At 35.4% G+C, this 19,067-nt stretch carries 22 protein-coding genes; 4 read left to right on the top strand and 18 right to left on the bottom strand.

Going from position 1 to position 19,067, the window contains the following annotated elements; genetic code table 11:
* Positions 1–102 precede the first annotated feature (102 nt).
* From queA to HX004_RS04740, 6 genes are all read right to left on the bottom strand, one after another.
* Complete coding sequence (gene queA, locus HX004_RS04715; protein WP_286441182.1) at positions 103–1,152, bottom strand: tRNA preQ1(34) S-adenosylmethionine ribosyltransferase-isomerase QueA; 1,050 nt, start codon at positions 1,150–1,152, stop codon at positions 103–105.
* Positions 1,153–1,262: 110 nt separating this feature from the next.
* Positions 1,263–2,495: a 3-phosphoshikimate 1-carboxyvinyltransferase gene (locus tag HX004_RS04720; RefSeq protein ID WP_286441183.1), complete on the bottom strand. Its 1,233-nt coding sequence runs from the start codon at positions 2,493–2,495 to the stop codon at positions 1,263–1,265.
* Positions 2,496–2,507: 12 nt separating this feature from the next.
* The gene (locus tag HX004_RS04725) at positions 2,508–2,834 is read right to left on the bottom strand and encodes a nucleotide pyrophosphohydrolase (RefSeq protein WP_286441184.1); all 327 of its coding nucleotides are present in this window, start codon (positions 2,832–2,834) and stop codon (positions 2,508–2,510) included.
* Positions 2,835–2,846: 12 nt separating this feature from the next.
* On the bottom strand, positions 2,847–3,047 hold the full coding sequence (locus HX004_RS04730; RefSeq protein ID WP_286441185.1) for a hypothetical protein: 201 nt from the start codon (positions 3,045–3,047) through the stop codon (positions 2,847–2,849).
* Entirely contained in the window at positions 3,047–3,499 is a 453-nt protein-coding gene (gene dtd / locus HX004_RS04735) for a D-aminoacyl-tRNA deacylase (protein WP_286441186.1), read from the bottom strand. Before dtd ends, HX004_RS04730 begins: the two co-directional genes overlap by 1 nt.
* A gap of 3 nt (positions 3,500–3,502) precedes the next feature.
* Positions 3,503–5,488, bottom strand: coding sequence for a DUF3858 domain-containing protein (locus tag HX004_RS04740; protein WP_286441187.1), 1,986 nt, complete (start codon positions 5,486–5,488; stop codon positions 3,503–3,505).
* 605 nt (positions 5,489–6,093) lie between these two features.
* Between HX004_RS04740 and HX004_RS04745 the strand changes: the two genes are divergently transcribed.
* A complete protein-coding gene (locus tag HX004_RS04745; protein ID WP_286441188.1) occupies positions 6,094–6,978 on the top strand; it encodes a hypothetical protein in 885 nt (294 codons plus the stop codon).
* A 137-nt stretch (positions 6,979–7,115) separates the two neighbouring features.
* On the opposite strand, the gene rsgA is transcribed toward HX004_RS04745, so the two are convergent.
* Together rsgA and HX004_RS04755 are read right to left on the bottom strand one after the other, a co-directional pair.
* The gene (gene rsgA, locus HX004_RS04750; protein ID WP_286441189.1) at positions 7,116–8,081 is read right to left on the bottom strand and encodes a ribosome small subunit-dependent GTPase A; all 966 of its coding nucleotides are present in this window, start codon (positions 8,079–8,081) and stop codon (positions 7,116–7,118) included.
* 88 nt (positions 8,082–8,169) lie between these two features.
* Complete coding sequence (locus tag HX004_RS04755) at positions 8,170–9,243, bottom strand: chorismate mutase (RefSeq protein WP_286441190.1); 1,074 nt, start codon at positions 9,241–9,243, stop codon at positions 8,170–8,172.
* Between the two features lie 156 nt (positions 9,244–9,399).
* On the opposite strand from HX004_RS04755, the gene HX004_RS04760 reads away from it, so the two are divergent.
* Genes HX004_RS04760 through gldA form a run of 3 tightly spaced genes read left to right on the top strand, consistent with a single transcriptional unit; the run spans position 9,400 to position 11,589 of the window.
* Positions 9,400–10,242 carry a sulfite exporter TauE/SafE family protein gene (locus HX004_RS04760; protein ID WP_286441191.1) on the top strand — a complete coding sequence of 281 codons (843 nt, stop codon included), beginning with the start codon at positions 9,400–9,402 and terminating at the stop codon, positions 10,240–10,242.
* Between the two features lie 11 nt (positions 10,243–10,253).
* Positions 10,254–10,643: a DUF1634 domain-containing protein gene (locus HX004_RS04765; protein WP_286441192.1), complete on the top strand. Its 390-nt coding sequence runs from the start codon at positions 10,254–10,256 to the stop codon at positions 10,641–10,643.
* A gap of 37 nt (positions 10,644–10,680) precedes the next feature.
* Positions 10,681–11,589, top strand: a complete 909-nt coding sequence (gene gldA, locus HX004_RS04770; protein ID WP_286441193.1) for a gliding motility-associated ABC transporter ATP-binding subunit GldA — start codon at positions 10,681–10,683, stop codon at positions 11,587–11,589.
* Positions 11,590–11,630: 41 nt separating this feature from the next.
* Here the strand turns inward: gldA and HX004_RS04775 are convergent, their stop codons facing one another.
* The 10 genes from HX004_RS04775 to HX004_RS04820 all read right to left on the bottom strand — a co-directional run bounded on the left by HX004_RS04775 (position 11,631) and on the right by HX004_RS04820 (position 18,845).
* Positions 11,631–12,245: a deoxynucleoside kinase gene (locus HX004_RS04775; protein WP_286441194.1), complete on the bottom strand. Its 615-nt coding sequence runs from the start codon at positions 12,243–12,245 to the stop codon at positions 11,631–11,633.
* Positions 12,245–13,039: a hypothetical protein gene (locus HX004_RS04780; protein WP_286441195.1), complete on the bottom strand. Its 795-nt coding sequence runs from the start codon at positions 13,037–13,039 to the stop codon at positions 12,245–12,247. The genes HX004_RS04775 and HX004_RS04780 overlap by 1 nt, the downstream gene beginning before the upstream one ends.
* 2 nt (positions 13,040–13,041) lie before the next feature.
* Positions 13,042–13,527, bottom strand: coding sequence for a dihydrofolate reductase (locus HX004_RS04785; protein WP_286441196.1), 486 nt, complete (start codon positions 13,525–13,527; stop codon positions 13,042–13,044).
* 3 nt (positions 13,528–13,530) lie between these two features.
* Positions 13,531–13,911: a 2TM domain-containing protein gene (locus HX004_RS04790; RefSeq protein ID WP_286441197.1), complete on the bottom strand. Its 381-nt coding sequence runs from the start codon at positions 13,909–13,911 to the stop codon at positions 13,531–13,533.
* A gap of 18 nt (positions 13,912–13,929) precedes the next feature.
* Positions 13,930–14,754 (bottom strand): thymidylate synthase, encoded by an 825-nt coding sequence (locus HX004_RS04795; RefSeq protein WP_286441198.1) that lies wholly within the window; start codon positions 14,752–14,754, stop codon positions 13,930–13,932.
* Positions 14,755–14,774: 20 nt separating this feature from the next.
* The gene (locus tag HX004_RS04800) at positions 14,775–15,389 is read right to left on the bottom strand and encodes a bifunctional nuclease family protein (protein WP_286441199.1); all 615 of its coding nucleotides are present in this window, start codon (positions 15,387–15,389) and stop codon (positions 14,775–14,777) included.
* 102 nt (positions 15,390–15,491) lie between these two features.
* The gene (locus tag HX004_RS04805; RefSeq protein WP_286441200.1) at positions 15,492–16,460 is read right to left on the bottom strand and encodes an electron transfer flavoprotein subunit alpha/FixB family protein; all 969 of its coding nucleotides are present in this window, start codon (positions 16,458–16,460) and stop codon (positions 15,492–15,494) included.
* A 31-nt stretch (positions 16,461–16,491) separates the two neighbouring features.
* A complete protein-coding gene (locus HX004_RS04810) occupies positions 16,492–17,238 on the bottom strand; it encodes an electron transfer flavoprotein subunit beta/FixA family protein (protein ID WP_286441201.1) in 747 nt (248 codons plus the stop codon).
* A gap of 261 nt (positions 17,239–17,499) precedes the next feature.
* Positions 17,500–18,564: a D-alanine--D-alanine ligase family protein gene (locus tag HX004_RS04815; RefSeq protein WP_286441202.1), complete on the bottom strand. Its 1,065-nt coding sequence runs from the start codon at positions 18,562–18,564 to the stop codon at positions 17,500–17,502.
* Positions 18,561–18,845, bottom strand: coding sequence for a hypothetical protein (locus HX004_RS04820; protein ID WP_286441203.1), 285 nt, complete (start codon positions 18,843–18,845; stop codon positions 18,561–18,563). Before HX004_RS04820 ends, HX004_RS04815 begins: the two co-directional genes overlap by 4 nt.
* Between the last annotated feature and the right edge of the window lie 222 nt (positions 18,846–19,067).

Below are 19,067 nucleotides of genomic sequence, written 5' to 3' on the forward strand. Positions count from 1 at the left end.
AAAGTAGAATTTTTATCAATATTTCTACTATTTTCTACATATAAAAAATCCCTTGCTGGGATTGCAAGGGATTTTTTGTTGATATCTTATTTCTAATTGATTTTATAAAATCAACATCGCATCTCCGTACGAATAGAATTTGTATCCTTCCTCAACAGCTTCTTTATAAGCTTTCATCATTAAATCATGACCACAGAACGCTGAAATCATCATTAATAAGGTAGACTTTGGCATATGGAAGTTTGTAATCATACAATCTGCAATACTAAAATCATAAGGAGGGAAAATAAATTTATTGGTCCATCCTCTATATGGATTTAAGGTTTGACTTGATGAAACCGAACTTTCTAAAGCTCTCATACAAGTTGTTCCTACAGCACAAACTCGGTGTTTCGCTTCTTTTGCTTCATTCACTACATCACACGCTTCTTGTGACACTACGAATTCTTCAGAATCCATTTTGTGTTTAGATAAGTCTTCTACTTCAACTGGGTTAAATGTTCCTAAACCAATGTGCAGTGTGATTTCAGCGAATTTAATTCCATTGATTTCCAAGCGTTTCATCAAGTGTTTAGAAAAGTGTAATCCTGCAGTTGGTGCAGCAACAGCTCCTTCTTCTTTTGCATAAATCGTTTGGTAACGCTCAGCATCTTCTGGAACTACTTCTCTGTTGATGTATTTTGGAATTGGAGTTTCTCCTAATTCTTGCAATTTAGCTCTGAATTCTTCGTATGATCCATCATATAAAAAGCGCAACGTTCTACCTCTAGACGTTGTATTGTCAATTACCTCAGCAACTAATGAATCGTCTTCTCCAAAGTACAATTTATTTCCTATTCGAATCTTACGTGCTGGATCTACTAAAACATCCCATAGACGTTGTTCTTCATTCAATTCGCGCAATAAGAAAACTTCGATTCTAGCACCAGTTTTTTCCTTATTCCCATAAAGACGTGCAGGAAATACTTTCGTATTGTTTAAAACCATTACATCACCTTCTCCAAAATAATCCACTACATCTTTGAATAATTTATGTTCGATAGTTCCCGTTTTACGATCAACAACCATTAAACGAGCTTCATCTCTATTCTCAGCTGGAAACTCTGCCAATAATTCTTCTGGCAAATCAAAATTAAAGTTTGATAACTTCATGAAAACAATTTTAATTAGTTCAATAAAAAGAAGTCAGTTCTTTTTAAGTTTTACAAATATACAACCTTGAGATAGGGGTTGTCAAGTTTTTAGCGGTATTTTTTTCTATATCACTTGGATTCAATTAATTGAATACCAAGTTTTCTCAGATCATTCCAAAAGTTAGGATAAGACTTACTCACGACTTCTGCTTCGCGAATCAACAAGTCCATTTGCATAACCAATGGTGCAAATGCCATAGCCATGCGATGATCTTGATAGGTTTCTATCGCAGGGGGAGTTGTTGCGTTTGTTCTCACTTCAGACAAAAACAAGCTATTTCCTGTGATTAGAAGATGTCCACCTAATTTTGTCAATTCCTGTTGCAGGGCAACTAGACGATCGGTTTCTTTTATTTTCAGTGTATGTACCCCTTGAATATCACAAGCAATACCCAATCCGAAACAAGTAACCACAACTGTTTGTGCAAGATCTGGTGTAGCGTTAAAATCTGCTACAAAAATATCTTCTACCTGTTTTATTTTAGTTAATCGAATAAAATCATCTGCTTCAAATACTGTTTCCACTCCCAATTGAGCATAAATCTCAACTAAAGCAGCATCTCCTTGTAAGCTAACTGCTTTATACTTTCCCAAACGCAGCGTTGTTCCAATTGGAGACAAAGCCACAAGGGAATAGTAATAAGAGGCAGAAGACCAATCGGCTTCTACTGTAAAATGTGTTTGTTGAATTTGATGCAGCGCTTGCACCCTAATCCTCTGCCCCTCAAAAGAAGTCTCAACGCCTAATTCTCCAAGCATAGCTAACGTCATCTCAATATAAGGCCGAGAGGTAATTTCTCCTAATAGCTGAATCGTAAGTCCTTTTTCCAAAGCACATCCAACCAATAATAAGGCAGAAATATACTGACTGCTAATGGTAGCAGGAATCTCAATACTTCCTCCTTCCTCCAGTATTCCTTGAATGGACAACGGTGGATATCCTTCTTTTTCTAAATACGCAATTTGAGCGCCTAAATCCCGTAATGCATCAACTAAAACTGCTATGGGACGGTTGTGCATGCGTTCACTTCCTTTTACAATCACCACTTGATTTTGACACAACGCAAAATAAGCAGTCAAAAAGCGCATCGTCGTTCCTGCATGATGCACGTCTACAACACCTGTCTCTTGAGCCAAACCTTCTTGCATCGCCACCACATCATCTGAATCTGCTAAATTTTCGACCTCTAGTTGAGGGAATAGTTTTTGCAAAACCAATAATCGATTGCTTTCGGATTTACTTCCTGAAATAACAACGGTTTGGTTGGATTGTAAGGATGATTTTTGTAGGTGAACCTGCATAAGTATTTCTTTTTATTTCAATTTTTCATTGTTGTGATGGCGATCGTGATCCCTTTTTGTTTTCAAATCCATCTTCTTGTCAAAGGCTTCTTGTAAATTAACACCTGTTTGATTCGCTAAGCACAACACAACAAAAACAACATCAGCCAACTCTTCACCTAAATCTTTGTTTTTATCACTTTCTTTTTCTGATTGCTCTCCATAACGACGAGCAATAATTCGAGCAACTTCCCCAACTTCTTCTGTCAATTGAGCCATATTAGTTAACTCATTAAAATAGCGAACTCCATGTTCTTTAATCCAACTATCTACTGCTAATTGTGCGTCTTTAATATTCATTTTAATTCTAATTTACTTTTTTTTGAACAATCTGTTTTTTACCCATTTTTCATAGACAACCATCAGTACCATAAAAATCACATAGCGAATCGCAACATTCTGCATACACAGTGGATCTCCCTTTAAGGCACAAACAAAATCCGTAGCAATAAACCACGAAAATAAAATATAAATAACCGTAAATAGGCTAAATTTAATCAGTGTACTTTTCATTATTCTTTATTTTGGGAATCAATACAAATGGTTACAGGTCCATCGTTGAGCAAGGCTACTTTCATATCTGCGCCAAATTTTCCCGTTTGTACTTTTTTATTTAAATCACGCTCTACTTGAGCAACAAATGCTTCATACATCGGAATTGCAAAATCTGGTTTTGCTGCTCTGATATATGAAGGACGGTTTCCTTTTTTCGTGGAAGCATGTAAAGTAAACTGACTTACAACCAATACATCTCCTTCTACATCGAGAACCGATTTATTCATGACTCCTTGTTCATCCTCAAAGATGCGCAAATTCACCAATTTGCCCGAGAGCCATTCAATATCTTGTTTTGTATCTACTTCTTCTATTCCCACTAGTACCAATAAACCTGTATCAATACGACCGATGATGGCTCCATCTACCGCAACAGAAGCTTCTGTTACGCGTTGTATAACTATTCTCAATTTTTACTTTTTTTCTGCTTCGTTTATTTTTTCTAACACGATAAATTGATCCATTCTCTTATTCATTTCTAAATAAAAGCCCTGTAATTCACTATAATATTCTTTGGCTATAATAGGATTTGTTACTCTTAAGGTATATCCTATTTGCAATTGATTAGCATCGAGTTCTTTCACTTCATACGTCATATTCAATCCCGTCGCTTTACTAGTCAAAACTCCACTTTTAGCTAGTTGTTTCACTTTATATCCTGTAGGCAATTGAACCGTTATTTTATACATATCCATAAAAGGATACATAAAATGAACATCCGATTGTCTACTTTCACTAACAAAAGGATTCTCTTTATCGCGATAGAATTCCAAGGGATTAAATTTCATAATTTGCCCATTTTCTTCCAACGTGGCAAAGTTAAACTTTCGCAAATGAAATGACACTTCAACTTCTCCAGGTTTTTGCATTACCTTTCCCTCACTTAAAAAAAGCTGAGCACTTCTAGCTTCTATATCTGCGCGAGTTCGATTTAGTGAACTTTCTCCATATCTCGATTGAAAAGCCAAAGCTTCGTAACGCGTCAATGTCATGTGTAACTGTCCCGTTGCTTGTCCTGATTCTTCTAGCTGTACAGTGAATTCTTCTTGTTTAAATGAAATTTGCTTGGGAGTAAGATCCACTTTGGTCACTGCGTATTGATCTGTTATCATCCATCCTTCACCATTTAAATCCTCAAACGGCAATACATTTAAAACAGCATGAGGCATGGTCCCATCCACTACATATAAGACCTGGTCGAGTTTTAATCCCACAATGACATGATTGATAAAACGAGAGAACAACAAGGAAGCTTTTCCATTAGACTGGGTACTCAAAACGATAGGTTCCGCCTGAATTCCCACAGCTCGTAACGCTCCTATCAAAGCTAAATTAATATCCGCTCCATTTCCTTCTCCTTGGCTCATCGCTTTTTTTACCCCTTTTTCTGCCCAATAACCATACTGTTGATTCCATTTGATTTTACTTTGAACAAAGGCAATCATTTGCATTGCTTTTTCTTGTTCGTTACCCTCTACAATTGGAAAATCTTTTACTACTTTAGTCCAATAAGAATCCAAACGCAATTCGCTACCAAAATTTCTATTTCTATAGATCTCCTTCGCTACAGCCGAAGGTTCATGCGGAATAACCACAGAAGAACTCATCGGGTATTGAAACTGAATTAAATCAAAGCGAATCGAACTAATATTATTCTGGGCATTGTCCATAAATGGTTCTTGTTGAAAAGCTGGGATATGGGTAGCACTATATTGAAGAATTGCTTCTTTAAATCGATAAGAGGTTCCCCATCGAGCTGATGATAAATTACGTGCGCTTTCTGTTACTTCTTTCTTTTCATTCAAGCGAATATTTCCCATTTTGGAAATAAGGTAGGTTAAATTATCAGGAATCTTTACGGTATAGCTACTCTTTAATTTAGGGATATCCTCTTGAAAATACCAAGTGGGAATCACATCAATATTATCTATTTTCTTGGTATAACTATATTCAATGCGATCTCCTTCTCTAATATCATTTACTTTAATTTCCTTGAGATAAAATTCTTGTTCGACTTTTGTATTTGTCGCTTTATCAATGATTACAACTTCTTCCTTTCCGTTGATTTGACGATAGATCTTATAGTACTCAACAGCAACCTCTTCTTTGCCATATCGCCCAAAGTAAAAAGGAATCTGCAAGCTCGCATAACGAATTCCATCCTTTGTTTGGATTAAGATTGTACGCGTTACTTTTTGGTTGATGACAAAACCTCTTTCTTCGTTAAATTCATATTCTACCAAACCTTCCTCATTCAATACCACAGCAGAGGATTGAGATTGGGTAACAGCATTCGCCGTCATTTTTACGTCCATATCCTTTGGCAACTTATCCGAAGTTTGTTGAGCCAAAGTCGTGCAACTTAACAGTCCAAAGGCAAATAGTACAACCTTATTCATCTTTTAAATGGCTTTAGTATTATCCATCTTCAAAAATACAAAATAGTTACGAGAGATGAGAAAGGAGTTGAGTTTTATCTGAACACTGTATTCTTTTTATTTTTCTTGATTTTTTACTTTCCACACATCAAAAAAGAGCAGATTATTCTAATGTATTATACAGAATAAACAAGTATTATCTATTCCATATACATTCCTCATATTCTACCAAATTTAACATTTTACTAACTAATTCCATCTTGGCTTTCATTTAACTTTACTCTACTACCTAAAAAAAAAATCATGCTTTTCACACCCAAAAAAAAAGCATATTAATTGATCTCAACAAATCAGACTTTCAAACGGTTAGATGCAATTAAATTATATTTTTACTTAAGTGAATGCATGAAATACACTATTTAGGTGGATGTATCTGATTAATTGGCCGGCTTTAATCAATTGATCCCGCAAATAAAAATAGCAATTGCTATTCTTTTATTTTCTTCAACAAGGAATACTCTAATTTATAACTACACTCGAAGAGATTGACTATTCTCTTGTTTACCTTGTACAATACTATTTATTAATTCGTTCCGTCCAAAAAGATGGACCCAACATTTACAAACATGAAAAAGTTATATTTAATCCTGGCAGGCCTATTGACCTTGCTCGCAGCATGTAATTCGGATCAAGCTGATATAGTAAACGATCAGCCACAGCCAATCGAAAACAGCATTTATGAACAAATTACGACCACTTATTTACAAAAACAACAAAACTTGCCTACCAAAACAACCCTTGGCTTTTGGGGTTGGCTAAAAAGGATAGCATCTGCTGATGCAAAAGCCGCGGCTGCCTATGCTGCAAAAAACGGTATGAAAAGTAACTGGAAAGAAGCTTTACTCGTTGGGGTAGCAGCCTCTATAGAAAATGCAATAGCAAAAGGTAATTCCAAAATAAGCAGTCTCACACCATTGGACACAAAACCTTATCTCACAATGGTTTTACCTAATATCCAATCCATTAAATTGGCTCAATTTAGTAGTAATTCCATGGATGATTTGGGTTATTATCATTATGTTATTGTCAATGAGGTATTAAAAGATTCTACCCTTTCGACTCTTGCCTTACATGATTTATCAACCACAATCTATGATAAAGTTTATCAAGAAGCTCACAAACTGGGTTTTACTGCTATTTATGAAAAAGAAACTGCTGTTGCCATATTAAGTAACGTTAATCAACTATTTGATAACACAAGTGACGCACAGTACAACCAATTATACGCCTTTGTTGACAAAGAAGATTTAGAGCATTTCAAACCCATTGAAACATTGTATACACATGCTTTTTTTGCTTTGAATGACACAACTCTTTTTACAGCTTATTCCAAAGAAATGGAAAATGCAGTACTCACTGACAAAACATTATCTCAACAAGTAAAAGACGTACTATTACTAGAAATGGCAACGTACCGTTTTGGTAATATCTATTATTTTTCTGCTCCTTAATTAATTGTATTTGAACTCATCTTGACTTTTTTGATTGAAGTGAAAATTAAAAAAAGTCAAGATGAATTCTATATAAAGAAGGAGCTGTCTCAAAAATTGAGACAGCTCCTTTTGCTTTATACTCGATCAAGAAAATATTATTCTTCTTGGTTTCTTCCGTCTTTATAAATATCGGTACGATAATGTTCTTCTTCTCCGTCGAGAATTTGAATATAGCTTTTATAGCGTGACCAAGCTAATTCATCCTGATCTAGAGCTTCTTTTACTGCACAATGGGGTTCTTCTCGATGCAAACAGTTATTGAACTTACACTGATCTTTTAAAGCAAAAAATTCAGGAAAATAATCTCCAACTTCTTGAGGTTCCATATCTACTACTCCGAATCCACGAATTCCAGGCGTATCGATAATTGCTGCATCAAAAGACAAATCAAACATCTCTGCAAAAGTAGTCGTATGTTGTCCTTGTTGATGTTGTTCTGATATTTGAGCCGTTTTCAAATTTAATCCCGGTTCTATTGCATTGATTAAAGTGGATTTCCCAACCCCAGAATGCCCTGAAAACATAGATACTTTCCCCATCATTCGCTCCTTAATTGCATCTAACCCTTTTGATTCCAATGCGGATACACGCAAACACTCATATCCTATTTTCGAATAGATGTATTGTAAATATAATTGTTCGTCTAATGCCTCTTCTGAATATGTGTCAATCTTATTAAAAACCAAAACAGTCTTGATTCCATACGCCTCAGCTGTTACTAAGAAGCGATCAATAAAGCTTGTTGTTGTGACTGGGTTATCAATCGTCACAATCAAGAACATCGTATCGATATTTGAAGCAATAATATGTACCTGTTTGGATAGATTCACCGATTTACGCACAATATAATTCTTACGTGGAGCAATTTCGTTAATTACTCCTGTGGTTGCATCATTGGTTGTTTCTAATTCAAAGGTTACCTGATCACCTACTGCCAGAGGATTCGTACTCTTTATTCCCTTAATACGAAACTTTCCTTTGATGCGACAATTGTAAAATTGCCCATCTTCACCTTTCACAAGATACCAGCTTCCCGTTGATTTATAAACTGTTCCTTTCATAGGGCAAATATATTTTAAAATCTAGCTAAAAAAAAGAGACCCGGTAGAAAAATACCCCGTCTACTTCTGCTATATTCTTTCTTATTTTTTAATCGTCTTTTCTATTAATCACCTGATCCTGACGGTAAATACTCTCTTGATGAATAGCCGTATAAATCGTGCGGATAAAATCATCTGTAAAGCCGAGGTGTTCTCCTTCTTTCATCATTTTCTCCACAATACTATTCCAGCGTTCTTGTTGAAAAACAGCAACATTTCGCTCGCGTTTCAGGGATCCAATCGCATCAGAAATCATCATTCTTTTCTTCAACAAATCTAATATTTTGCTATCCATATCGTCAATTTGAATGCGATAGGTTTGTAACTTCTGTAAGTATTCTTCTGTATCATCCGTGATATTGCGGATTTTCAGGGTTTGAACAATTTCTTCTAATTGCTCTGGTGTTACTTGCTGGGCTGCATCACTCCATGCCTTGTCTGGATTGCAATGCGTTTCAATCATCAAACCATCGAAATTGAGATCCAAGGCCAATTGAGACACCGCTAAAATTCGATCCCTTCTTCCTGTAATATGAGAAGGATCACAAAAAATAGGAATATGAGGTAATTCTGATTTGATATCTAGTGGAATTTGCCATTCGGGTATATTTCTATATTTGGTTTTTTCATAGGTACTAAATCCACGGTGAATCAATCCCAATTTGGTGATGTTTGCTTTTTCTAAGCGTTCTAATCCTCCCATCCACAAAGATAGATCGGGGTTAATTGGATTTTTCAGCATGACGATTTTGTCTGTCCCTCTCAAGGCATCTGCTATCTCTTGTACAGAAAAAGGATTAACTGCGGTACGCGCACCAATCCACAGGATATCGAAATCGTTTTGTAAACACAACTCAACATGTTCTGCAGTAGCTACCTCTGTAGCCAACAACAATCCTGTTTCTTCTTTTACTTGTCTCATCCAATCCAAACCAATAGCTCCTACTCCCTCAAATCCTCCTGGTTTTGTTCTTGGCTTCCAAATTCCCGCTCGAAATACCTTCACCTCTTTGGGCAAGGAGTGAGCAATTTGTAACAATTGTTCTGGTGTTTCGGCACTACAAGGTCCTGCAATTATTGCTGGAGCTTGCCCTTGAAAAGCAGTTAACCAATCTTTACTCATTTCTTACAATTTCATTTCCTGCAAATTTACGAGTTATATTCTATAAAATGGGATTTAATCCAAAATGATACCTACTCAACCTGAGATAACTTCCTTTTTGTTCTTTGTTTTTTATAATAATTAATACTTTTACTTTTCATCAAAAATTCAACCTTAATGTCATTATTAACTTTCATCTTAATTATGTTTCTAGGTGCCTTTGCAGCTGGTTTTATCGGCTCATTATCAGGACTTGGAGGCGGTATTATTATAATTCCTTTACTTTCTGTTTTCCTTGGTGTTGATATGCACTACGCTATTGGAACAGCACTTGTAGCCGTAATTGCGACTTCATCGGGTTCTGCATCTGCCTATGTAAGAGAAGGAATTACCAATATGCGCTTGGGTATGTTTCTCGAAATTGCCACCACCATCGGCGCAGTAGTAGGCGCACTTCTCTCAACCAATGCCCCTACTTCTTTACTGGCTATTATTTTTGGCGCTACTTTAATTTTTTCATCTTTGAATTCGATTCGCAAAAAAGAAGATCACCTCATCTTACCCGAACAAGGAAGTACACTGGCGAAGAAACTCAAACTATCAGGAAGCTATCCAACACCCGCTGGTGAAAAAGTACACTACAGCATGACTAATATCCTCGGTGGATTTAGTATGATGGGAGTTGCGGGTATGATGTCGGGCTTATTGGGAATTGGATCAGGGGCTTTTAAAGTAATTGCGATGGATACGATCATGAAGGTTCCCTTTAAGGTGTCTACCACCACCAGTAACTTTATGATGGGGGTAACCGCTATTGCAAGTTCTGTCATCTATATTCAAAAAGGATATATTGAACCTTCCATCTGTATGCCTGTTATTATTGGTGTGCTTATTGGTTCTATGGTCGGTGCCAAAGTACTAATGAAAGCCAACACCAAAAAACTCAAATTGTTCTTTGCAGTGCTAATCTTCATCATTGCATTAAACATGATTTACAACGGAATTACAGGAAAAATTTAAAGCGACAAATTATGAGTACAACTAAATTTACAGATAATCAACTGCAAAACATCATTGGAAATGTATTGCGTTATGGTGTATTATGTGCGTTAACCGTAACACTTCTTGGCGGTATTATTCTCCTTGCAAAAGACTCACAACAAATCGTTTCCTTTTCTACTTTTGTAGAAAAAGACCAAAACCTATTTATCGTTTTTAAAACAATACTAGAAGGGGTAAAAGATTGGAATGGAGAATCGATTATTTTCTTGGGTATTTTGCTCTTATTTTTAACACCTGCCTTGCGCTTACTGTTATCTTTATTTTCATTTATCTTAGAAAAAGACGCTTTGTATGTTGTGATTACCTTGATTGTAATTGCGGTAATCATTCTTAGTGTGTCTTTCGGATTTTCTCATTAATTTACCTACATTTGTTTTTACTAACCTTCCAGTATATATGTCTATTAAAGTAGAAAACATTAGTAAATATTACGGCGAACAACAAGCGTTAAACGCCATCAGTTTTACCGTGCCCAAAGGGCAAATTGTCGGTTTCTTAGGTCCAAACGGAGCGGGAAAATCAACGCTGATGAAAATACTAACGACCTTTATTCACAGTGACGAAGGAGTTGCCTATGTCAACGAATACAACGTGGCAACACAAGCAAAAAAAGTACAGCAATCTATTGGTTATTTACCCGAACACAATCCGCTGTACTTGGATATGTATGTCAGAGAGTATTTGCAATTCAATGCCTCTATCTATAAAACAAAAAAAGAACGCATTGACGAAGTGATTGCCTTAACGGGATTAACTCCTGAGGCGCATAAGAAGATTGGTCAACTATCCAAAGGATATCGCCAACGCGTAGGAATTGCAACGGCTTTGCTTCACGATCCAGAAGTGTTAATCTTAGATGAACCCACCACAGGATTGGATCCCAATCAATTGGTTGAGATTCGAGAACTAATAAAAACCGTAGGGAAAGACAAAACGGTTTTCCTTTCTACTCATATTATGCAGGAAGTGGAAGCCATCTGTGAACGTGTGATTATTATCAAAAAAGGACATATTGTTGCTGATCAGTTTTTACATGAATTATTGGATAACCAAGAGGAACAAATTATTGCTGTTGAATTTGACTTCAAAATTGAGATTGAATTTGTCAACCGCATCCCTCATCTGATCAAAGCCAACCACGTACACGATACGCAATGGGAACTCGTTTTTCCTTCAGGACAAGATTATCGTGCTACAGTATATGATTTTGCACAACAGCAAGGCTTAAAAACCTTATCCCTTCAACCGAAGAACAAAAATTTAGAAAAGCTGTTTCACGAATTTACATCAACAGTAAATGAATAGTAAAACAAAAAAAGAGCCTTAGGCTCTTTTTTTGTTTCTATCTAAAATAATCCGTTGATTTCCGCATCAATCTTATCAATGATTAAACCTAAATCTCCTGGTTTATCCACAAAATCTAAACTATCTACATCGATGACGAGCAATTTTCCTTTGTCATAACCTTTGATCCAATTTTCATAACGATCATTCAATCCACTTAAGTATTCAATCGAAATTGAATTTTCATACTCTCTCCCTCTTTTGTGAATCTGTCCCACTAAATTAGGCACACTACTTCTCAAGTAAATCAACAAGTCTGGTGCTGCCACCAAGTCTTGCATTAAGTCAAAAAGAGTAGAATAATTCTTAAAGTCTCGATTAGACATCAAGCCCATTGCATGCAAGTTCGGAGCAAAAATATGAGCATCCTCATAGATCGTTCGATCTTGAATAATTGTTTTTCCACTTTGTCTAATTTGAAGCACTTGGCGAAAACGACTATTCAAAAAATATACTTGTAAGTTAAATGACCATCGATCCATTTGGTGATAGAAATCATCTAAATATGGATTATCAACCACATCTTCATAATGTGCTTCCCATCCATAGTGTTTGGCTAATAAGTCTGTTAGTGTTGTTTTTCCCGCTCCAATATTTCCAGCAATCGCTATGTGCATTACGGTAATTTTATTTGATAATTATTTATTTTTTGCTCGGTAAAAATACTCAATTTTTGAGTGTTATAAAAGAAGCCCAAAATGCTTTTTACATCAATTGCAATTTCCAAAACCTTATTCTTCTCCATATCAACGTAGTACAGTTTATTTAGATGCGAATAAAATACTTGTTTATTATTTACAATTTGAAGCTGATCATAATCCGAAGGCAAAGTATAGTTCAATACTTCATTGCCATAGATATCAATTCCCTTGATTTGATTCGTTGTAGTAACGCGATACAAATAATTTAGATTGGATTGATACGTCTTAATCTGATCTTCTTTAATGGTATAGATATTGCGTACTTCTAGGGTACTCATATTATAGCGCAAGACACTTTGATTGGCTTGATTGACAATCCATAAATTCTTTTGCGTGCTTGTACCTACATAAGCCGGATCCATGGCAGAAAATCGCCCCGTCAAATCAATGGTATTTAACAAAGCTAATTCTTTACTCAATAAAACAATCGAATTAAAGTCACTGTAAAACAACAACGGGAACTGTGAATTAATTAAATCCACCATTTTTAACGTTCCTAATTTAGGTAAGCTAAAATGAGCCGTACTGTATTTGCTTCGTTTGCGCAAGATATTCTCTTCTTTTGTAAAAGTGTTGTCAAAAATATCTTTACTGAGAAAAACCTCTTTTTCTTTGAGGTTTTCACTGTTTAAATACTGCGCTTGCAAAGACTCTTGTGCCTGTGTAGAAAAACTGCAACAAAGAATCAAAAAAGCGAATAACTTCTTCATATCTACTTTCGAATATACGTTTGAAAAGTAAAAGCATAGGCATGTCGTTCATCTTGTGGATGATAACTCTCTTTCACCAATTGCCATTCGGTAGTTGAGAATTCAGGAAAAAACGCATCCCCATCAAAAGAGGCATGAATTTGAGTTAATTCTAATTGATCTGCGTGTTCCAAAGCTTGGTGATAGATTTCTCCTCCTCCAATAACAAAGACTTCCTCTTCGTTTTGAGTCAGTGTTAATGCCTCACGTAAACTATGAACAACGATGCAATTTTCAGGAACAGCATAATCCTGTTGTCTCGTAATAATTACATGCGTTCGATTAGGTAATGGTTTAGGAAAAGACTCAAATGTTTTACGTCCCATAATAATATAATGATGAGAAGTTAGTGTTTTAAAATGTTTGAAATCATCGGGTAAATGCCAAATGATAGCGTTGTCTTTTCCCAATACCCTATTTTCAGCAATTGCTGCTATTAAAGTAATCATTATTTACTGTTTTGAATCGTCGTGATTTAAATCGCGTTTTACATCAACCAAAGGAAAATCTTTTTCCACCTTAGCGCGTAACTGCTTAATTTTTTCTTGTTGTATACCGATTAATCGTTCAATTTCTCGCTCTTGCCATGCAGGTCCCATAAAGCGATTAATCACCAATACGTTAATCACGTGAAACAAGAGCAATAACGCCCAAGCTCCTACGGCATAGGTCCACCATACACCAACGATTTGTGGGTCTTTAACCCACATATTTATGCCGTAAAGTACGATAGATCCCAAAAGAAAAACAACAAAGTGGAACAACAACATTCTGCGTTGTTTAATTCGATTCTTTGCGTATTCGTACTGTTTAATTGCTTCCGTTTTTTCCATAGCATTTTTGGATTAGAATTATACAGATACTTTACCTTTTATTGCAGGATGAGAAACATAATCTTCTAACGTAAAATCCTCATAGGTAAAGCTAAAAATATCTTTTACTGCTGGATTAATCTTCATTTTTGGCAACGCATAAGGTTCTCTACTTAATTGTAGGTTGACTTGTTCAATATGGTTGTTGTAAATATGTACATCTCCAAATGTATGAACAAAATCACCTACTGCTAAATCGCATACTTGAGCAACCATCATGGTCAACAATGCATAAGAAGCAATATTAAAAGGCACTCCTAAGAAAACATCTGCGCTGCGTTGATACAGTTGGCAAGATAATTTTCCTTCCGCTACATAGAATTGAAAAAAGGAATGACAAGGAGGTAAAGCAGCTTTATTATTCGCTACATTTTCAGCAAAGGAAACACTAGTGTCAGGTAGTACACTTGGATTCCATGCAGAGACCATAATACGTCTACTATCTGGATTATTCTTTAAAGTATCAATTACTTCTTTAATTTGATCAATCCCCTCACCGTTCCAATTGCGCCATTGATACCCATATACAGGACCTAAATCTCCATTTTCATCAGCCCATTCATCCCAAATGCGAACGCCATGTTCTTTTAAATAAGCGATGTTTGTCTCTCCTTTTAAAAACCATAAAAGTTCGTGAATGATGGATTTTAGGTGTACTTTCTTCGTTGTTACCAATGGAAAACCTTCTGCCAAATCAAAGCGCATTTGATGGCCAAAGATACTTTTGGTTCCCGTTCCAGTACGATCTCCCTTTTGTATACCTTTATCTAAAACTTCTTGTACTAAATTTAAATATTGTTTCATGCTATCCCTCCTATTATTAACTATGATCGCTTACTAATTTCATCTCTAATTCTCGCTGCTGTTTCGTAATCTTCATTACCAATCGCTTCGTTCAATAATCGCTGTAAATCTTGTAATCCGTATTTACTAAAGCCTTTTCCTTCAATATCGAGTTCTAGGAATTGTTCCACTTGACTCGCGATATCATCATCAGCCTGGTCTTCTTCCTCAATTTCAGGACTTCCATTCAAAATAATTCCAGCTTTATTCATAATATCAGGATAAGTATAAATAGGGGCAAAAAAGCGAATAGCCAAAGCAATAGCATCTGATGTACGAGCATCCATTACTTCTTCAATGCCATTTTTTTCCCAAACTAAACTCGAAAAGAACACGCCATCCACTAATTTGTGAACGATCACATGTTTAAGTTGAATATCGAATGTATCGGCAAAACTTTTAAATAAATCATGGGTTAAAGGTCTTGGAGGTCTAATTTCTTCTTCAATAGCGATGGCAATAGCCTGTGCTTCAAAAGCTCCAATAACAATAGGCAATTTTCGATCCCCATGCTCTTCATCTAAGATTAAGGCATAAGCCCCATTTTGAGAATGGCTATATGAAATTCCTTTAACTGTCAGCTTAATCAAATTCATAATTTTCTATATAAAAACAAAAAACAGTAACTAAATCAAAGATAAACAATCTTTAGATTTTAGTTACTGTCTTGGTAAATTATCTAAATCAAAAAATACTGATTAGGCGTTTTTCGCTTTGAATTCTTTTAATTTCTCAACTAATTGAGGTAACACTTGGAAAGCATCTCCAACGATTCCGTAGTCTGCTACTTTAAAGAAAGGAGCTTCAGGATCTGTGTTGATTACTACTTTTACTTTGGATGAGTTAACCCCTGCAATGTGTTGAATAGCTCCAGAAATACCTACAGCGATATAAAGGTTTGCCGCTACTGGTTTTCCTGTTTGACCAACGTGTTCTTCGTGTGATCTCCATCCCACATCCGATACGGGTTTAGAACAAGCTAAAGCAGCTCCTAATACTTCTGCTAAATCTTCCAACATTCCCCAGTTTTCAGGTCCTTTCATACCACGTCCACCAGAAACAACGATATCTGCATCAGCAATAGTTACTTTTCCAGATACTTTCTCTACACCTTCAACTTTTAAGCTGAAATCAGCATCGTTTAAGCTTGGAGCGAAATCCTCAGCAGCTGCAGCTCCTGAAGCCTCTACTAATCCGAATGAATTTTTCCCCAAAGCGATTACTTTTACATCTGAAGTAATTTCAGTGAAGTTAAATGCTTTGTTTGAGAAACCTGTTCTTTTCACCACAAATGGAGCAGTGCTTTCAGGTAATGCGATTACGTTTGATGCAAAACCTGCATTTAATCCAATTGCAACTGCCGGAGCAGCGTATAAACTGTCTGTTGAAGAAGATAAAACGATCAATTTAGCACCTTCTTTTTGAGCTGCTTGTTTGATCACATCTGCATAGGCTTTTGCATTGAATGTATTTAATTTATCACTTGATACTTTTAATACTTTATCAACACCATATTTCCCTAATTCGCTTACATCAGCAGCATTAACCGTTACAGCAGTAACTGTTGTACCCATTGATTCTGCTACTTTCTTTGCATAAGAAGCTAATTCTAATGCAACTTTTTTAAATTTTCCTTCTGCTGATTCAGCATATATTAAAACTGACATACTTTTTCTTTTTAAGGTTAAAACTACTAGATTAGATAACTTTTGCTTCGTTGTGCAATAAGTTGATTAACTCATCTAAGTTATCTGGAGCAATCATTTTACAAGCTGATTTCGCAGCTGGTTTTTCAAATTTTACTGCTTTTGTTGCAGCCTCAACTCCTACTGGTTCAAGAACCGTTAATGCTTTTGTTCTAGCAGCCATAATTCCACGCATATTTGGAATGCGTAAATCTTTCTCGTCTACCAAACCTTTTTGCCCTCCAATAACGATTGGCAATTTTCCTGATATTGTTTCTTTTCCTCCATCAATCTGACGAATTGCTTTTACTGCTGTTCCGTCCACTTCCATTCCCTCACATGAGTTGATGAAGTCATAACCTAAGATAGCAGCTAACATACCTGGAACCATTCCTCCATTGTAATCCAAAGATTCTTTTCCAGCTAATACTAAATCATATCCACCATTTTTCACTACTTCAGCCAATTGCTTTGCAACGAATAATCCATCTGTAGGCACAGCGTTTACACGGATTGCTTCATCAGCTCCAATAGCCAATGCTTTTCTCAATGTAGGTTCTGTGTCAGCTCCTCCAACATTCACTACAGTTACTGTAGCTCCTTGTTTTTCTTTAAACCAAATGGCGCGTGTTAATGCATACTCATCGTTAGCATTAATCACAAATTGCACTCCATTTGTATCAAACTCAGCATCACCATTCGTGAAATTGATTTTTGATGTAGTATCAGGCACATGGCTGATGCAAACTAATATCTTCATTATTATTATAGTTTTTTGTTTTACAATATTACTTGCGAACGAAAATAAGAATTAATTTCGAACTTTTTACTATGCAAGCATACTAATTTAGTTTGAATTAACCAAATAATATTTACTAAATCACACAATTAGTCATAATCTTTCCCTTGATTTTGTCCTTCAAATATTCATTCCTTCAAACAAAAGACAAAAAATTAAAAAGTTTGTAATTTAATTAGAACTGGATAAAAATAATTTCCATCAGGGAAAGACAGCGAAAGATTAATCAATGCTATTCTTTTTTAACGCCAATCTTACTAATTCTGAAAGCACATCAGACACAGATATCCCAGCATATTCAAAAAGCTTTGGATACATGCTGAAAGCAGTAAAACCAGGAAGTGTATTAATTTCATTAACCACAAAGCTGCCATCCTTTTTCATCAGAAAATCTACTCTTGCTAATCCTTCACAACAAACCACTTGATATGCTTTTAGGGCATAGAACCTGATATCATCAGAAATATTTTCGGAAATTTCAGCTGGAATTCTCATCTTAACAGAGGAAGATTGAGTATACTTGACGTCATAAGAATAAAAACCATCCGTTGTCGTAATTTCACCCAAAACTGAGGTGATAGGGTCTTCATTACCTAATAAAGCACATTCAATTTCCTTTCCATCAATAGCTTCCTCTACTAGAATTTTCTGATCAAATTGGAAGGCTAGAGTAACAGCATTTTCAAACTCTATCTTATTAAACACTTTACTTACACCCAATGAAGATCCAGAATTACAAGGTTTAACAAAAAAAGGAATACCTAATTCTTCTTTCAAATCCTCAAAAGAAAAGGCTTTTTTATCTACGTGATACAACACGTTGAAACGAGCAATGGGAATTCCATTATCCCGTAAAATTCGTTTTGTAATTTCTTTATCCATGCAGATAGAGGACCCTAACACTCCCGTTCCTATACAAATAACACCTAAGAAATCAAAAAAACCTTGCAAAGTGCCATTTTCACCAAAAGCACCATGAATAATAGGAAAAACTATAAAAAAATTTGCTAAAATTTCATTGGTTTCATTATCAACAATGAGTCCATATCCCTGATCCCCCTTTAAATATACTTTTCGAGCCTTTCGAAAATAATCCGCTGCTATCAAATCAATTGGTTCTATTTCATAATTAGGATCATAATACCAAATACCATTTTTATCATTTCCTAGTAGAAGAACTTCAAATTGAGATTTATCCAATGAATTAAAAATATATGTAGCAGAACATAAAGATACTTCATGTTCTGGGGAATTTCCACCGAAAGCTATTGCTATTTTTTGCTTCATAATATTTTTTTATTTTTTTTTACTACGTAACAAAGAACTTTATACTCCTCAAAGGATTCTCTTACATCCAAAATTTCTTTATAGACAAGATTATCAAACAAATCAACTATTTCAAACCCATTTTTCTCTATAACTTTTTTAAAACTATTGACATCCTTACATGTCTCCCAAGAATCTTTGTTTGCAAAATTCATAGGAGTACAACCAACCACAAATCCATTTTCTGATAAAATATTAAAAAATTTCTTAAAACTAAATTCAATAGAACTGCATCTATCCAAGTGATTTAAACAATACCTTCGACAAATACTTACTTGACCCCAAAATAGAAGATGTAGATCCTGATCCAGAATACTTTATATTATGGCATTCCAAAAATCCTTGAACAATTCCAGATTCACTATATACATTTTGCATTATTGAAAAATCAGAAGGCATAAAAAGTACCACCAAAGTGTTAAGTTAAATTAACTTTGAAAAAAAAAGATTATTAACATCTAATA

Origin of the sequence: Myroides sp. 1354 (assembly GCF_030324495.1) — a bacterium.
Taxonomy (GTDB): domain Bacteria; phylum Bacteroidota; class Bacteroidia; order Flavobacteriales; family Flavobacteriaceae; genus Flavobacterium.

Coding starts and splice junctions, on each gene's coding strand:
- HX004_RS04805 (WP_286441200.1), bottom strand. CDS start 16,460: ATGTCAGTTTTAATATATGCTGAATCAGCAGAAGGAAAATTTAAAAAA.
- HX004_RS04755 (WP_286441190.1), bottom strand. CDS start 9,243: ATGAGTAAAGATTGGTTAACTGCTTTTCAAGGGCAAGCTCCAGCAATA.
- HX004_RS04720 (WP_286441183.1), bottom strand. CDS start 2,495: ATGCAGGTTCACCTACAAAAATCATCCTTACAATCCAACCAAACCGTT.
- HX004_RS04730 (WP_286441185.1), bottom strand. CDS start 3,047: ATGAAAAGTACACTGATTAAATTTAGCCTATTTACGGTTATTTATATT.
- HX004_RS04775 (WP_286441194.1), bottom strand. CDS start 12,245: ATGCACATAGCGATTGCTGGAAATATTGGAGCGGGAAAAACAACACTA.
- HX004_RS04795 (WP_286441198.1), bottom strand. CDS start 14,754: ATGAAACAATATTTAAATTTAGTACAAGAAGTTTTAGATAAAGGTATA.
- HX004_RS04745 (WP_286441188.1), top strand. CDS start 6,094: ATGAAAAAGTTATATTTAATCCTGGCAGGCCTATTGACCTTGCTCGCA.
- HX004_RS04780 (WP_286441195.1), bottom strand. CDS start 13,039: ATGAAGAAGTTATTCGCTTTTTTGATTCTTTGTTGCAGTTTTTCTACA.
- HX004_RS04815 (WP_286441202.1), bottom strand. CDS start 18,564: ATGAAGCAAAAAATAGCAATAGCTTTCGGTGGAAATTCCCCAGAACAT.
- queA (WP_286441182.1), bottom strand. CDS start 1,152: ATGAAGTTATCAAACTTTAATTTTGATTTGCCAGAAGAATTATTGGCA.
- HX004_RS04760 (WP_286441191.1), top strand. CDS start 9,400: ATGTCATTATTAACTTTCATCTTAATTATGTTTCTAGGTGCCTTTGCA.
- rsgA (WP_286441189.1), bottom strand. CDS start 8,081: ATGAAAGGAACAGTTTATAAATCAACGGGAAGCTGGTATCTTGTGAAA.
- gldA (WP_286441193.1), top strand. CDS start 10,681: ATGTCTATTAAAGTAGAAAACATTAGTAAATATTACGGCGAACAACAA.
- HX004_RS04800 (WP_286441199.1), bottom strand. CDS start 15,389: ATGAATTTGATTAAGCTGACAGTTAAAGGAATTTCATATAGCCATTCT.
- HX004_RS04785 (WP_286441196.1), bottom strand. CDS start 13,527: ATGATTACTTTAATAGCAGCAATTGCTGAAAATAGGGTATTGGGAAAA.
- HX004_RS04810 (WP_286441201.1), bottom strand. CDS start 17,238: ATGAAGATATTAGTTTGCATCAGCCATGTGCCTGATACTACATCAAAA.
- HX004_RS04725 (WP_286441184.1), bottom strand. CDS start 2,834: ATGAATATTAAAGACGCACAATTAGCAGTAGATAGTTGGATTAAAGAA.
- HX004_RS04740 (WP_286441187.1), bottom strand. CDS start 5,488: ATGAATAAGGTTGTACTATTTGCCTTTGGACTGTTAAGTTGCACGACT.
- HX004_RS04765 (WP_286441192.1), top strand. CDS start 10,254: ATGAGTACAACTAAATTTACAGATAATCAACTGCAAAACATCATTGGA.
- HX004_RS04790 (WP_286441197.1), bottom strand. CDS start 13,911: ATGGAAAAAACGGAAGCAATTAAACAGTACGAATACGCAAAGAATCGA.